The following is a 13,208-nucleotide window of genomic DNA, read 5'->3' as shown; positions in this document are numbered from 1 at the left end:
CATACTCTCTATGAGTAGTAAAAGCCCTTTATCCTAATAAAGCATTCTGAGTGGTTCTGCAGTTTCCTGCCCCTTCAGTCTGCCTTCCCTTTCGACTGGGTGGCATTATACGCGCTTTTAGTTGGGGGTCAAGGGGTTATTCTGAGAGTTTGTCAAATCAGTTTGATAGACACCAAATACTAGCGCCATTTCAATAAGTTAAGTGTGAAAAAGAATGCTAACTATTTATGAGAGCGGGTGCTTACTGAGTGTTTACTTCGATTAACGTCACTTTTCTCTTCACGCTAGGGACTTTTTATAGACGCTTTCTAGCTATATAAGAGGTTCTAAAGCAGTAAATCCTACAATCATTACCTTATAGCTTACCTATCTTTTTAAAGAAGTCTTTATAGGCCGCGACTTTTTTGTCTAACGCTAAGGGATAAGCGCGTGAAGTAGACGGCAGTCTGTACAAAGTTAAATCGTTAACGTCGGCTGTTTGGCTATTGTCTGCATTTTGCCATTGATAAGGATAATCCATACTTTGGTTGGTCTTGGGATGCTTTGATTTGGCAATTGGCTCATCTAATAGTCCGAGCAACACTTCAGTCGCTTTACCACCTGTGGTAAATAATGTATTTACCTTTGGTACTTGCGGCAAGATGTTGTCCAAATCTACCGTCGTTACGACGGTTAAGTTTTTATCAGAGGCATTACCCGTCTCCCGAATGGCTTGCTTGACAGTAGGACACGAGGCGATGCCACGTTCAAACATAAAATTACGAATACGGTCAGGGTCAAAACGCTTCTCATCGCCTACTCTAAAATAGTCAGCATCGTCAAAAAACACGCGCCCATAGATACGCCACATATCATTATAAAAGTTAGGATAATGAAAAGACATCGCCCACTTATCAGCAGTTGGTGGAAACGTACCCATCATCATTACGGTGGCATTTGGTGGCAGCACCGGCGCAAACGGATGAGTCTCTACTGCGGCGGCTCTTGTTTCGGACAATATTAGGAGGTTATCTGCCTGACTTGCCTTGTTTTGGTCAGTGTCTGGTCGTGTAGTCATGATATTCTTCATCAGAAAAGTGGTTTTTTTGTTATCATAGCAGGCCTAAATACTACTTCACTTTAAATAGCGCTATATAGTAAAACATAGTCCGCTTAAAACGTGGTCGGCCTAGTTCAGAAAATAATGCTTTATTTCGTCTAAATCGCCGTGGCTTTCATAACGGTTATGTACGCTAACATGATAATTTCGTGAAAAAATACCGTTGCAAAAGCATTCGATGTATTTAGCGAGCTTGATTATTACAGCGTTCATCTTACTATTTATGTGCTGAATATAAGGTTAAAGTGCAGTAAGTGTTTGTATCTTTTATACTAATAGCAACCGCAGTAACTGCGCAAGCGTCAGCCCAAAAATCAAGAGAGTTCTTATGAGTGACTTAAACAACGGTTTAAAAATTACGGTAATCGATCATCCACTAGTCCGTCATAAACTCAGCCTAATGCGCGAAAAAGATTGTAGTACTTATAAATTTCGGACGTTGACCAAAGAGCTTGCCCGCTTGATGGCGTATGAAGCGAGCCGTGATTTTGAAATTGAAACCTTCCCAATGCAAGGCTGGTGTGGTGAAATCACTGGGGAGCAAATTATCGGGAAAACAGCGACCATCGTACCGATTTTACGTGCAGGCATTGGCATGCTTGACGGGGTGCTTGATTTGATCCCTACCGCAAAAATCTCTGTCGTGGGTCTACAACGTGACGAAGAAACACTACAGCCCGTGCCTTTCTTTGAAAAGTTTGTGAGCCACATGGACAAACGTCCAGCCCTTATCATCGACCCAATGCTTGCGACGGGCGGCTCCATGGTTGCGACCATCGAGATGCTCAAGAAAAATGGCTGTACTAACATTAAAGCCTTGGTGTTAGTTGCTGCCCCTGAAGGCGTACGTTTGGTGAATGAAGCGCATCCTGACGTGACCATTTATACCGCCGCGCTAGACAGTCATTTAGATGAGCATGGGTATATTATTCCAGGTCTTGGCGATGCGGGTGATAAAATCTTTGGTAAGCAGTTATCAAACAGATAACGCTAGGCCTTTTAGGCTAGAGCCGCGACGTTAATGGCCACGTGTGACTCAGATAAGATAAGTCGAGCAGTCGCCAAAATCTCATGGTAGAAGCACATAGCATCAATGATAAGGAGAGGTAATGAACGTACTGATTACAGGAGCAAGCGCCGGTTTTGGCAAAGCACTGGCTGAGCGTTTGGTCGCAAATGGTCATCGCGTCATTGGTTGTGCCCGGCGCTTAGACAAACTTAACGAGTTGGCTGACACCTTAGGCGAGGCGTTTTTACCTGTGGTCATGGACGTTAGTGACACAGACTCCCTCCCATCAATCATTGCTGACTTGCCTGACGGCTTTAAGCAAATCGATGTGTTGGTCAATAATGCAGGGCTGGCACTTGGTACAGAGCCGGCTCATAAAGCCAATCTTGATGACTGGATGCGTATGACTGATACCAACGTTAAAGGTTTGATGGCGCTGACCCATGCCGTCTTGCCAGCGATGGTGGCACGTGACAGTGGCTATATTATTAATGTTGGTTCGATTGCGGGTAGCTGGCCTTACTATGGCGGTAACGTCTACGGTGCAACCAAAGCCTTTGTAAAGCAATTTAGCTTAAACTTGCGTGCAGATCTGCTTGGTACACAAGTACGCGTGACCAATCTTGAGCCAGGTAATGTCGCTGGTACGGAGTTTTCCAACGTGCGCTATCATGGCGATGATGATAAAGCCGCACAGGTGTATGATGGTTTTGAAACCATGACAGGCGACGACATCGGCGATATTTTATTGTGGCTGATTGAGTCGCCTGCCCACATTAATGTCAACCGTTTGGAGGTGATGCCAGTGGCGCAAACCTACAATGGTTTGACGATTGCCAAGCAAGACTCTTAGACTCTAATATCGTCTATAGTCAGTTAAAAATAAAAGCGTGAGGCAACACAAGCGTTCTGCTGGTATAAATTGTTCTTGCTTTCTGTGCTGTTATAGACACAGGCTTCGAACCATTCATCCCAACAATCCCTTAGCGTTTTTAAATCGAACCGACTGTCTCACTTTGTCTGATCAACGTAAATCGTAAAACCGAAGCAATATGGAGTGATCTATATTGCTTTTTTTTATGCCTTCAATGTTTAGCTCATTGACCAAACGCAAATCCTGAAAGTCTAAAATCAGTACTTCATTGCGCAAGCGCTCGCTAGTGCGTTTATTGTGGCGGATTGGGAATCCTAAGACTTGTTTGCCGACAATCTTTACCTGATTGACAATAGTCCTTGAATGATTCATTGTTGCTTTTTCAGCTGTTTTCTGCGCGTTTATTACGGCAGTGGCAGGGTTGACGGTGGTGGTTAAAACCTTGGTTTGCCGAACGCTTTTGGGTAAATTACCTGCAAAAAATAATGTCTGCTCTAGCGGCAAATACTGCGCGTGACGTGCTAACTCTTGGCGAAATAATGCAGGCATATCACTGTTAAAGCTGTCTTCTGCTTGCTGATAAAACGCCGTAAAGTTGCGATGGAGATAACGTCCAAATACGGTGCTATTAATCCATTCTTGATACGTGTCATTGGCTAGCAACTGCTGAGTAAAGGCGTGGGCATCTGGGGTAATATCTGCTGTGAGCATCGCTGTTAAGAGGGTTTGTGGATTCGTAAACGTCTGCCGCTGCCAAACTTGTGGATAAAGACTGCTATCGAGCAGCGGTAATATCGTCTTACTCATACGCTGATATCCTTATTAGCCGACAAATGGAGTACTCATTACCTATCACAGTGGCAGTTTTTACCGCTAGACAGATGTTATGCTATGGTCATCATGATTGTCTTAATATAACAGTCTTTTATTTGAGTGTGGAAGCTAAGAGTGTTTGATAAGACCAGAGTATGTAACCGATGCACTGTACAGCAACACCAGCAAAAACGACTTATAAACCTGCCCTTTTTATCCTGAACTGATTGTGCCACTCTATGAAAACAAACCTTCTTTCTCTACCGGATCAATATCAATTACAGACGCTAAAGGTTGCACTGGCGGATGGTACACTGCTGCCAGTAACGGTCATTGGCAATGGCAAACCCGTCATGATGCTACATGCGTATGGGATGGATGCGCGTGAGTTTTTGCCGTTTATTTTGCCGCTCACTGGTAAATATGCGTTTTATCTACCCCACTTGCGAGGGTTCGGAGCGGCAAAAGATATCGAGCTTCATCAGTTTGATTTTGTGCGTCAGTATGCCGATGATATTAACACCGTGATTGAGCAAATTTGTATAACTTGCCACATAGAGTCACTACCAGTCGCTGCTATCTCAATGGGTGCGCTCGTGATGTGGGCGTATTTTGAGCGTTTTGGCTTGTCACGAGTCAGTCGCTATTTGAATATCGATCAGAGCCCTGCTATTCATAATCAATTGGACTGGCAAGGTGGACTGTTTGGAAAGCAGCAACAAGAGAGGTTTGAGGTCTTTCATGAGGTGGTAGACCTGACACTGCCGTATGCTAAGCTCGATAGCTTTACGCACTTGCCTTTTGCTCTCAAACGGCGCGTCACAGATGTCGAGCGTTCGTTTTCCCTATTGTCAGTAAACCGTCCGCGCTCAAAGGCCATTGTGCACATACTGACCCATCAACAAGATCACAAGTTGGTATTTTATGACCACAGCACGTGGCAACATAAGATGCGCTGCCTACAAGCCTATTTGGCGCTACCCTATGATTTTCGGCCCGCTATAGAAGACGTGACTATTCCGGTGGTCAATCTTATCGGTGGTCGCTCCAAACTATATGACCCCTTATGGCAGCAAAAAATCACACGGATGCTTCCCAATGCTCGCGAAGTTATATTGCCGCGCTCAGGTCATGCTGTGCCGGTGGATGAGCCACTTGGATTTTATAAGGTATTAAAAGCGTTTTTGCGAGAGTAGTTTTGAATCTGAATAAAAAAGCGACTCCAAAAGTCGCTTTTTATATGTTTCATGCGCTATCAGAATAGTTAAGAAAACGTTTAAACTTAATCAGCCAACGCTTGAATCAATTCAAATCGTGGTATCTCTTTACCCTCTACCGATACCGTTTCAGTAAACATCGCAAGCGGTCTGACCCAAACGCCATACTCTCCGTATAGACAACGATAAACAACCAATGTTTCTTCGGTCTCTGAATGCTGCGCGGTGTGCAGCACTTGATATAGGCTGCCTTTATAGTGGCGGTAAATGCCTGGGATTACGGTTGGTTTGGTCATTATTCCACTCTAATTTTGCATGTTTTCAAATAGCCTATAAGTAAGGTCGGCGATTCATGCCGACCTCCTTTTTGTTCTGTATATTAAATACTATATTAACCTACTGTCACTTTTGCATACGCCTTTTTGCCTGCTTGAATCACAACCGTCTGACCCGACGTTAAGCTAAAGCCAGCATTCACCTCTTCGCCGTCTACTTTCACCGCATTGCGTTTTAGCATATCTTTCGCAGCAGCACTATTCTTAGCCAAACCGGCTTGGTTTAATATCTGGGTAATAAACAACTCACTTTGGCCTTCATCTAGGGTTAATGTCACTTCTGGTAAATCCACTGGCAGCTCACCATCGGCAAGCACATTACCGGCTGATTTGTGGGCATTGGCAGCCGCATCGGCATCATGGAAGCGCTCGATTAACTCTTCGGCCAAAATACGTTTGATTTCTTGAGGATTGCGCCCCTCTTCCATCTCGCTCATGAGACTTTCGACCTCTTCCATGGGTTTAAAACTTAAAAACTCAAAGTAACGACGAATCAAGGTATCTGGCATTGACAGGATTTTTTGGTACATTGTGCCCGGCGCATCGTAAATGGCGACATAGTTGCCGAGTGATTTAGACATTTTGTTTACGCCGTCCAATCCCTCTAAAATCGGCACGGTGATACAAACTTGTGACTCTTGGCCGTAGCGTCCTTGCAGGGTACGGCCCATTAACAGATTAAAGGTTTGGTCTGTACCGCCAAGCTCAACATCGGCTTTTAGAGCGATAGAATCATAGCCTTGCACCAGTGGGTAGAGAAACTCATGGATAGAGATCGGCGTTTGCGAGGCATAGCGTTTAGAAAAATCATCACGCTCAAGCATCCGCGACACCGTTTGCTGACTGGCCAACTGAATCATGTCGGCTGCGGTCATGTCGTTAAACCACTCAGAGTTAAAGACCACACGGGTTTTGTCTTTATCCAAGATTTTAAACACTTGCTCGGCATAGGTGGCCGCATTGGCCTTGATTTGCTCGTTGGTCAATGGCGGACGCGTGCTGTTCTTACCAGAAGGATCGCCAATCTTGGCGGTATAATCGCCAATTAAAAAATAAATCTCATGACCCAAATCTTGAAAGTGTTTGAGCTTATTAATCAAAACCGTGTGTCCTAAATGCAAGTCAGGGGCTGTGGGATCAAAACCTGCTTTGATACGCAACGGACGATTTAGTTTAAGCTTGGCGACTAAATCTTCTTCAGATAGGATTTCTTGCGTCCCGCGCTGGATAAGAGCAAGCTGTTCTTCTAGGGTGTAGGTTTGAGTGGTCATGATGATCTCTTTATTGTCTTTATCGAAGGGTAAAAGCACGTGGGCTATTTAAAATCTCGCAGCCGTCAAAAAATGTTAGAATTTGGCAGATATACTAGCGTTTTTTAAGGTAAATTGCCATGACCAACCCTGCATCGATTGCTGATACTCCTCATAATACTCATACAGATTTAAGTTTAAATAGGGCGTTAGACAATCATCCAGACGATATTGATGACTTAAATTACGCCAACCTGAGCGAAGCACTCGAACAAACCGTGTTTGAAAACTTCGATGAGGGCTTGTATATCGGTATGATGTCAGGGACGAGCTTAGATGGGATGGATGCCGTGCTCTGTCAGTTTAATAATGACATGAGTCACGAAAAAGATACCGAGCAACCCATGCGGTTGCTGGCGACATATAGCCAAGACTTCCCGCCACGACTGCGTGAAGTATTATTGGCGCTCTGCCAGCCCAATGGTGTAAATCAATTAACACCAGCAGCGGATGAACCAAGCAGCGAGCTGGACTGGTTCGGCTGGGCAAGTCGTGAGTACGCTGAATTTGCCAGCGACGTGGTCAATGCCTTGTTGCAGCAAGCAGGTACAGAGGTAGAGGCCGTTTTAGCGATTGGCTGTCATGGGCAAACGGTACGTCATCGTCCGCAGATGGGCTTTAGCTTGCAATTGGTCGATGCCAATATTATCGCTGAACGTACTGGTATCAGTGTCGTCAGTGATTTTCGCCGCCGTGATATGGCGGTCGGTGGCCAAGGTGCGCCATTGGTACCCGCTTTTCATCAAGCGCTCTTTGCCACCCCTAATAGCACTCGGGTGTTGTTAAATTTGGGCGGTATTGCCAATATAACGGTGCTGCCCTCGACTGCTAATGACACAGCAAGCGATCATCCGTCAGAGAGTGTGGTTGGTTATGACACCGGCCCTGCCAATTTGTTATTAGACGCGTGGACAGCATTGCACACCGATAAAGATTATGATGACGGCGGCACATGGGCACAGTCAGGACAAGTCGTCGAGCCGCTGCTTAATCAGCTTCTAGAACATCCATTTTTTGCTCGTCCTTATCCGAAAAGCACGGGCCGTGAAGACTTTAACCTAACATGGTTACAAAATGAGCTACAAAAATTCGATCAAGCGTCTGTGTATGTGCGTTACTCGTCAGCGGACGTGCAAGCCACTTTGACCGAGCTCACCGCCGTCAGTGCGAGCGCACAAATCAAACCATTTTTAAATAAAGATGGAGAAGCATCTGGTGCCGTCTATGTGTGCGGTGGCGGTGCGCTTAATCACTATCTAATCAAGCGTTTGCAAGCGCATCTGCCGCACTGCACAGTAGAAACCACGGCAAGTTTAGGCCTTGAGCCAACGTGGGTGGAAGCGGTCGCATTTGCCTGGTTAGCACGGCAAACACTGATGGGTGGCACAGGTAACTTGCCAGCGGTCACTGGGGCAAATAAAGGCGTGGTATTGGGGCAAGTTTGTTTTGCCTGACCAGTTAATTTAAGTTTACATGCGTAAACTAATGTGTTTTATAATGGTTGCCAAGATACTGGGATAACGCTATAAATAGTGTACGTTGTCGCCTTACCTATAATAGTAAAAGAAAAACATCATCCTCTTAGGACCATCAGTACAGGATATATCGCATGAGCCAACACAGCAGTTCACCTAACGCGCAAGCTACCAATCCTACTGCCGCAGCCCCTGCGCATAACACGCGTCATAAGCCACCACACTACGAGCGCTCTGATGATATGCGAGTCGTGGTGACAGGGATGGGCGCTATCACACCACTTGGCCTAGACGTTGATAGCTCATGGACCAGCCTACTGAATGGCGACAGCGGTATCGCGCCGATTACGCATTTTGATGCGACAGACTATCGTGCTCAAATTGCAGGTGTCGTCAAAGACTTCGACGCCAAGCAATACATGAATGCCAAAGATGCTCGCCGCTATGATGATTTCATACATTATGGTATTGCGGCTTCTGCCATGGCGTTAAAAAATGCTGGATTTATCGATGAAGTGAGTGCTGCTGACGCCCCTGTGCCCGATGCCGATCAAGAACGTTTTGGTATCATCTTAGGATCAGGTATTGGTGGTATTCAGACCATTGAAAACAGTCGCGACACCCTGCGTGAAAAAGGCGCTACAAAGGTCTCGCCTTTTATCATTCCAGGCTCTATTGTCAACATGGCCGCGGGCTTGGTAGCCATTAAACACGCTTTAAAAGGCCCCAATCTCGCCACATCGACTGCCTGTACCACCGCCACCCACGCTATGGGTTTGGCTGCCCGTTTGATTGCCTACGGTGATGCTGATGTCATGCTGGCTGGTGGTAGTGAAAAAGGCTCAAGCCCACTTGGCATGGCGGGTTTTGGGGCCATGCATGCCCTCTCAACCCGCAACGATGCGCCAACCAAAGCGTCACGTCCTTTTGACAAAGACCGCGACGGTTTTGTACTTGGTGATGGTGCGGGGGTGGTGGTGTTAGAGAGTCTCGCCCATGCCAAAGCGCGCGGTGCGACGATACTGGCAGAACTGGTCGGATTTGGTATGAGTGATGATGCCAGCCACATTACTGCACCGCCAGAAGATGGGAGCGGCGCGGCTCGAGCCATGCGCAATGCGTTAAATGACGCTGGTATTGATCCCTCTGCGGTTGGTTATGTCAATGCCCATGGTACCAGTACCCCTGCAGGCGATGTCGCCGAATCGATAGCCATTGAAACGGTATTTGCGCCAGTGAAAGACAGCATATTGGTCAGCTCAACCAAATCAATGACGGGACACTTACTTGGTGCCGCTGGTGGTATTGAAGCCATATTTACGGTACTTGCCCTACAGCATCAGCAAGTACCACCAACCATTAATTTGGATAATGTTGAGGACAACTGTAACCTCGACTATGTGGCTCACCACGCGCGTAAAGTTGATAATTTGCAATACGCTGTCTCCAATAGCTTCGGCTTTGGTGGTACCAATGGCTCATTAATATTTGCCCGTTGGCCTGTCAATCACTAACCTATAATATTTGCAGCGCGTGCCGTTGTAACGTTGGTGTCAGATTTGCTACGTTTGTCCACTTGCAGCCCCTTATCGTACTTGCGTATGATAAGGGGTAATTTTTGGAACATTTATGGAAGATACCATGTCAAGCTACTCGTTTTCCCACCAGTTTTATCAGCGCTGGACGTGTGCGCCTGAACCTATTCGCGCCGCCATCACTCAAGAGCTAAAAGACATCACCACCCTACTACAAAATGAGACGTCTTTTGAAAGCTTCGTTTTTAACACGCATGACTTAGATGCTCATGTCGATGAGCTCTATGACAACCACGAGGCCGAGCAAGCGATTGCTAAAGCCATCACTGATAAACAAAATCAAGAACGTGCTGCTGCCGAAAAACAACGATTAGAAGAAGAACAAAAAAGACAGGCGACAGAAGAGGCCAAGCAAAAAGAAGCAGACAAACTAAAAGAAGACACCAAACAACGTGACACAGCAGAAGCCGCACAAAAAGAAGCTAAAAAAAGCGCGCCGCTAGTAACGAATAAGGACAATCATAATGCATCAGCAGCAGACGTTGATGCAAATGAGGCCGATAAAGTAAAAGTAACGGCTGAGAGTAACGATTCGGACACCAGCAAAAGTACATTTGCTAAAAATAGCGCTAACCCCAAAACCATTAGCGAACATGCTGACGCTGTTAACGATAGCGCTATCAACCATGACAATGATACCAGCGATAACCACCTCAAAGCTATTCATGATACAGCCAGTGCAGCGATCAGCTTAGCCATAAAAGACACGACATTGAGCACCGCCCATCAAGAACTAATCCGCGAGCTAGAAGGGCAGATTGATGACTATCTCAGTGAGCAGATGATGCTGATGTCTGAGAACCTAAAGTCTTGGCTACGGGCGGAATTGACTCAACACTTAGATGAACAAGGTGCGTCAGTCTCTAACGAAGAAGTCGCTAAGAAAAACGCACACTAGTTATTAGCGCGTTGTTAATATCACAGACCCCTCTAAAAAACGATCAAAACTCTAGAAACTCTAGAAACTCTAAAATAAATACCAAAAAGCCCCATCCATCAATGAACGGGGCTTTTTTATGCTCAATTAACAGAGCGTCACGCTGTCTTAGATCGCTTTGGTACGCTCGGTTAACCACTCAAGCGCCGCGCCATCAACGCGATCTTTTAGCTCTGCATAAACTTGGCTATGATAGTCGTTTAGCCAATCAATCTCTACTTGATCGAGTAATGAGGGCTCAATCAAACGCGTGTCAATTGGACAGTAAGTGATGGTTTCAAAGTGTAAGAAATCACCAAACTCTGTCTCAGTAGGATTGGCCACTGGCGTATTGATGACCAAGTTTTCGATACGAATGCCCCACTTGCCTTCACGGTATAAACCTGGCTCATTGCTTGAAATCATACCTGCTTTCATGGCGCGCTCTTTTGGCGTACTGGCACTATAAGCAATGACTTGTGGGCCTTCATGTACGTTTAAGAAATAGCCAACGCCGTGGCCCGTACCATGACCATAATCCATTTGGGCTTGCCATAATGGCGCTCGACAAATCGCATCGATTAACGGTGATAAGATACCATCAGGGAAATGGGCACGAGCTAAAGCAATGTGAGCCTTTAACACCGTGGTAAAGTCACGTTTGTGCGCTGCGTTCACTTGACCGATACCGACCACACGAGTGATGTCAGTGGTGCCGTTTTGATATTGGGCACCGGAGTCAATCAGCAATAATCCGCCTTCGCCTTCACTCACGTCAAGATAGCTAAATTTTTCTGGCGTCGCGCGGTAATGTGGCAAGGCACCATTTTCATTAAAACCTGCGATGGTTGGAAAACTTGGCGACACATAGTGTGGTTGCTGACTGCGTACCTCGATGAGCATACTATCAACATCCAGCTCACTTAGACGCTCACCCGCATTCAGACGTTGCTCAAACGTGGCAAAAAACTCACATAGAGCCGCCCCATCTTGACGCATGGCCTCACGGACATGATCGATGTCAGCGTCAGACTTAACCGACTTAAGCAAAGTGCTTGGTGCCATCTGCTCAATAAAGCCCACATCATCTGCCATTTTCGATAGTGTACCTACCGCCACTTTATTTGGGTCTAATAACAATAAGTCTTCTGGCGTCAATGTCCCTAACGCCTCTTGCACAGACTCATAAGCGGCAAGGGTGATACCGCTCTCTTGCAAACCTTTGGCAATCTCAGCGCTGACTTTATTGGTATCCACAAACAATGTCGCACTGTCTGCGCTAATGAGCATATGTGCCAAAAACACCGGATTATAATCAACATCGGCGCCGCGTAGATTGGTGAGCCAAGCGATGTCATCTAAGCTCGAAAGCAAGTGATGCGTCGCTTCTGCATCTGCCATACCATCGCGCACCGCGGCAAGTTTTGATGTGGCAGACTGCGCCACAAACTGCTCATCGTGTGCATACAGTTTGGCGGCTGGCAACGCTGGGCGCTCCGTCCACATGTCTGTCAGTACATCACGCTCAGTGATTAAAGTAATGTCATTTGCATCAAAAGCATTTAACAGACGATCTTGCTCAGCGATAGACAGCACATTGCCGTCCACTGCCACACTATCACCTTCTTGTAAATGAGTCGCGAGCCAGTCGATATGATTTGGCTGGCCAGGGGCAAGCTTCTCCAAACTGATACCTGTACCCTCTAGCTGGTCAGCGGCATGTACCCAATAACGGCTGTCCGTCCACAGACCCGCAAAGTCCGCTGTTACCACCAGCGTACCCACTGAACCCGTAAACCCTGACAACCAAAGACGTGCCTGCCAATACTCTGGTAGGTACTCAGACAAATGCGGATCCGCAGATGGCACGATAATCGCTGTTAGGTCTTGTGCGGTCAGGATCTGACGCAAGCTATCGATACGTTCATGGATGATTTGTTTATTCATGGAATGTGTCCTTATTGATATTGATTTTGGAAAAATAGGATTGTGAAGCGACTATGGTTAGTCGTCTTATTCGAGCGGTAAAATTAAATATAGACAATGAACATTCGAAAATAAGCGTTAATAAATAAGCATTAATAAATAGTCAGTAAAAATAGCCCGATCAGTTAGGACTGATGTTCTGACCACAGACATCATTAGATGTTTGGGCAAAACCTAGGCTTTCAATAGCCTGAAAGAAAACGCTCACCAAGTAAAACAATAAAACGTGTTACCAGTGATGGTAACACGTCTCATCATTCGTCATTGCCTTATGCAGGTTGCATTGTCAACGACTGACTAAAAACTCTATTCGTTAACTGACTTGATCTGCATGCTCACTTTTTTTCAGCATATTATTGATAGGTTTGGCTAATGCCAATAACACGACCGCCGTCACCACCAAAAAGATGGTCATAGTCGTAAACAGCGTTGGTAAGCCTTCGATTTTATCGGCTGAAACATGACCACCAAAGAAAGCTGCAACCAAGTTACCCATAGCGATAGAGGCAAAGAAAAGCCCCATCATCTGGCCCTGCATGCCTTTTGGTGCAAGTTTAGGGCGTGTCCCTAATTGGCAAA

At 46.0% G+C, this 13,208-nt stretch carries 11 protein-coding genes and 1 pseudogene; 6 read left to right on the top strand and 6 right to left on the bottom strand.

What is annotated here, in order from left to right; translation table 11 throughout:
* Positions 1 to 355 precede the first annotated feature (355 nt).
* A complete protein-coding gene (locus tag B2P60_RS12290; protein WP_230710977.1) occupies positions 356 to 1,057 on the bottom strand; it encodes a DNA glycosylase in 702 nt (233 codons plus the stop codon).
* A gap of 370 nt (positions 1,058 to 1,427) precedes the next feature.
* On the opposite strand from B2P60_RS12290, the gene upp reads away from it, so the two are divergent.
* Both upp and B2P60_RS12280 read left to right on the top strand, forming a co-directional pair.
* Positions 1,428 to 2,087 carry a uracil phosphoribosyltransferase gene (gene upp, locus B2P60_RS12285; protein ID WP_114701744.1) on the top strand — a complete coding sequence of 220 codons (660 nt, stop codon included), beginning with the start codon at positions 1,428 to 1,430 and terminating at the stop codon, positions 2,085 to 2,087.
* Between the two features lie 121 nt (positions 2,088 to 2,208).
* Positions 2,209 to 2,961: an SDR family NAD(P)-dependent oxidoreductase gene (locus B2P60_RS12280; protein ID WP_286741669.1), complete on the top strand. Its 753-nt coding sequence runs from the start codon at positions 2,209 to 2,211 to the stop codon at positions 2,959 to 2,961.
* A gap of 171 nt (positions 2,962 to 3,132) precedes the next feature.
* Here B2P60_RS12280 and B2P60_RS12275 read toward each other — a convergent pair whose 3' ends face one another.
* Positions 3,133 to 3,789 (bottom strand): hypothetical protein, encoded by a 657-nt coding sequence (locus B2P60_RS12275; protein ID WP_286741667.1) that lies wholly within the window; start codon positions 3,787 to 3,789, stop codon positions 3,133 to 3,135.
* Positions 3,790 to 4,034: 245 nt separating this feature from the next.
* Here B2P60_RS12275 and B2P60_RS12270 point away from each other — a divergent pair, with 245 nt between their 5' ends.
* Positions 4,035 to 4,991, top strand: coding sequence for an alpha/beta fold hydrolase (locus B2P60_RS12270; RefSeq protein ID WP_286741665.1), 957 nt, complete (start codon positions 4,035 to 4,037; stop codon positions 4,989 to 4,991).
* An 86-nt stretch (positions 4,992 to 5,077) separates the two neighbouring features.
* Here B2P60_RS12270 and B2P60_RS12265 read toward each other — a convergent pair whose 3' ends face one another.
* Both B2P60_RS12265 and tyrS read right to left on the bottom strand, forming a co-directional pair.
* Positions 5,078 to 5,308: a DUF1653 domain-containing protein gene (locus tag B2P60_RS12265; RefSeq protein WP_286741663.1), complete on the bottom strand. Its 231-nt coding sequence runs from the start codon at positions 5,306 to 5,308 to the stop codon at positions 5,078 to 5,080.
* A 95-nt stretch (positions 5,309 to 5,403) separates the two neighbouring features.
* On the bottom strand, positions 5,404 to 6,618 hold the full coding sequence (tyrS, locus tag B2P60_RS12260; RefSeq protein WP_286741661.1) for a tyrosine--tRNA ligase: 1,215 nt from the start codon (positions 6,616 to 6,618) through the stop codon (positions 5,404 to 5,406).
* Positions 6,619 to 6,737: 119 nt separating this feature from the next.
* Between tyrS and B2P60_RS12255 the strand changes: the two genes are divergently transcribed.
* From B2P60_RS12255 to B2P60_RS12245, 3 genes are all read left to right on the top strand, one after another.
* Entirely contained in the window at positions 6,738 to 8,111 is a 1,374-nt protein-coding gene (locus tag B2P60_RS12255) for an anhydro-N-acetylmuramic acid kinase (protein ID WP_286741659.1), read from the top strand.
* Between the two features lie 263 nt (positions 8,112 to 8,374).
* Entirely contained in the window at positions 8,375 to 9,646 is a 1,272-nt protein-coding gene (gene fabF, locus B2P60_RS12250; protein WP_286741674.1) for a beta-ketoacyl-ACP synthase II, read from the top strand.
* A gap of 115 nt (positions 9,647 to 9,761) precedes the next feature.
* The gene (locus B2P60_RS12245) at positions 9,762 to 10,625 is read left to right on the top strand and encodes a hypothetical protein (RefSeq protein WP_198334460.1); all 864 of its coding nucleotides are present in this window, start codon (positions 9,762 to 9,764) and stop codon (positions 10,623 to 10,625) included.
* A 147-nt stretch (positions 10,626 to 10,772) separates the two neighbouring features.
* Here B2P60_RS12245 and B2P60_RS12240 read toward each other — a convergent pair whose 3' ends face one another.
* Together B2P60_RS12240 and B2P60_RS12235 are read right to left on the bottom strand one after the other, a co-directional pair.
* On the bottom strand, positions 10,773 to 12,590 hold the full coding sequence (locus B2P60_RS12240; RefSeq protein ID WP_286741657.1) for an aminopeptidase P family protein: 1,818 nt from the start codon (positions 12,588 to 12,590) through the stop codon (positions 10,773 to 10,775).
* A 352-nt stretch (positions 12,591 to 12,942) separates the two neighbouring features.
* A pseudogene (locus B2P60_RS12235) lies at positions 12,943 to 13,208 on the bottom strand (MFS transporter); the annotation flags it as partial.

Origin of the sequence: Psychrobacter sp. UBA3068, assembly GCF_002366815.1 — a bacterium.
Classification (GTDB): domain Bacteria; phylum Pseudomonadota; class Gammaproteobacteria; order Pseudomonadales; family Moraxellaceae; genus Psychrobacter; species Psychrobacter namhaensis.
Note: the sequence above shows the minus strand (reverse complement) of the source record. Positions and strands in the feature narration are given on the sequence as shown.

What these genes read in the sequence shown, in the direction of transcription:
- B2P60_RS12290 (WP_230710977.1), bottom strand. Translation starts at nt 1,057, where the DNA reads ATGACTACACGACCAGACACTGACCAAAACAAGGCAAGTCAGGCAGAT.
- upp (WP_114701744.1), top strand. Translation starts at nt 1,428, where the DNA reads ATGAGTGACTTAAACAACGGTTTAAAAATTACGGTAATCGATCATCCA.
- B2P60_RS12280 (WP_286741669.1), top strand. Translation starts at nt 2,209, where the DNA reads ATGAACGTACTGATTACAGGAGCAAGCGCCGGTTTTGGCAAAGCACTG.
- B2P60_RS12275 (WP_286741667.1), bottom strand. Translation starts at nt 3,789, where the DNA reads ATGAGTAAGACGATATTACCGCTGCTCGATAGCAGTCTTTATCCACAA.
- B2P60_RS12270 (WP_286741665.1), top strand. Translation starts at nt 4,035, where the DNA reads ATGAAAACAAACCTTCTTTCTCTACCGGATCAATATCAATTACAGACG.
- B2P60_RS12265 (WP_286741663.1), bottom strand. Translation starts at nt 5,308, where the DNA reads ATGACCAAACCAACCGTAATCCCAGGCATTTACCGCCACTATAAAGGC.
- tyrS (WP_286741661.1), bottom strand. Translation starts at nt 6,618, where the DNA reads ATGACCACTCAAACCTACACCCTAGAAGAACAGCTTGCTCTTATCCAG.
- B2P60_RS12255 (WP_286741659.1), top strand. Translation starts at nt 6,738, where the DNA reads ATGACCAACCCTGCATCGATTGCTGATACTCCTCATAATACTCATACA.
- fabF (WP_286741674.1), top strand. Translation starts at nt 8,375, where the DNA reads ATGCGAGTCGTGGTGACAGGGATGGGCGCTATCACACCACTTGGCCTA.
- B2P60_RS12245 (WP_198334460.1), top strand. Translation starts at nt 9,762, where the DNA reads ATGGAAGATACCATGTCAAGCTACTCGTTTTCCCACCAGTTTTATCAG.
- B2P60_RS12240 (WP_286741657.1), bottom strand. Translation starts at nt 12,590, where the DNA reads ATGAATAAACAAATCATCCATGAACGTATCGATAGCTTGCGTCAGATC.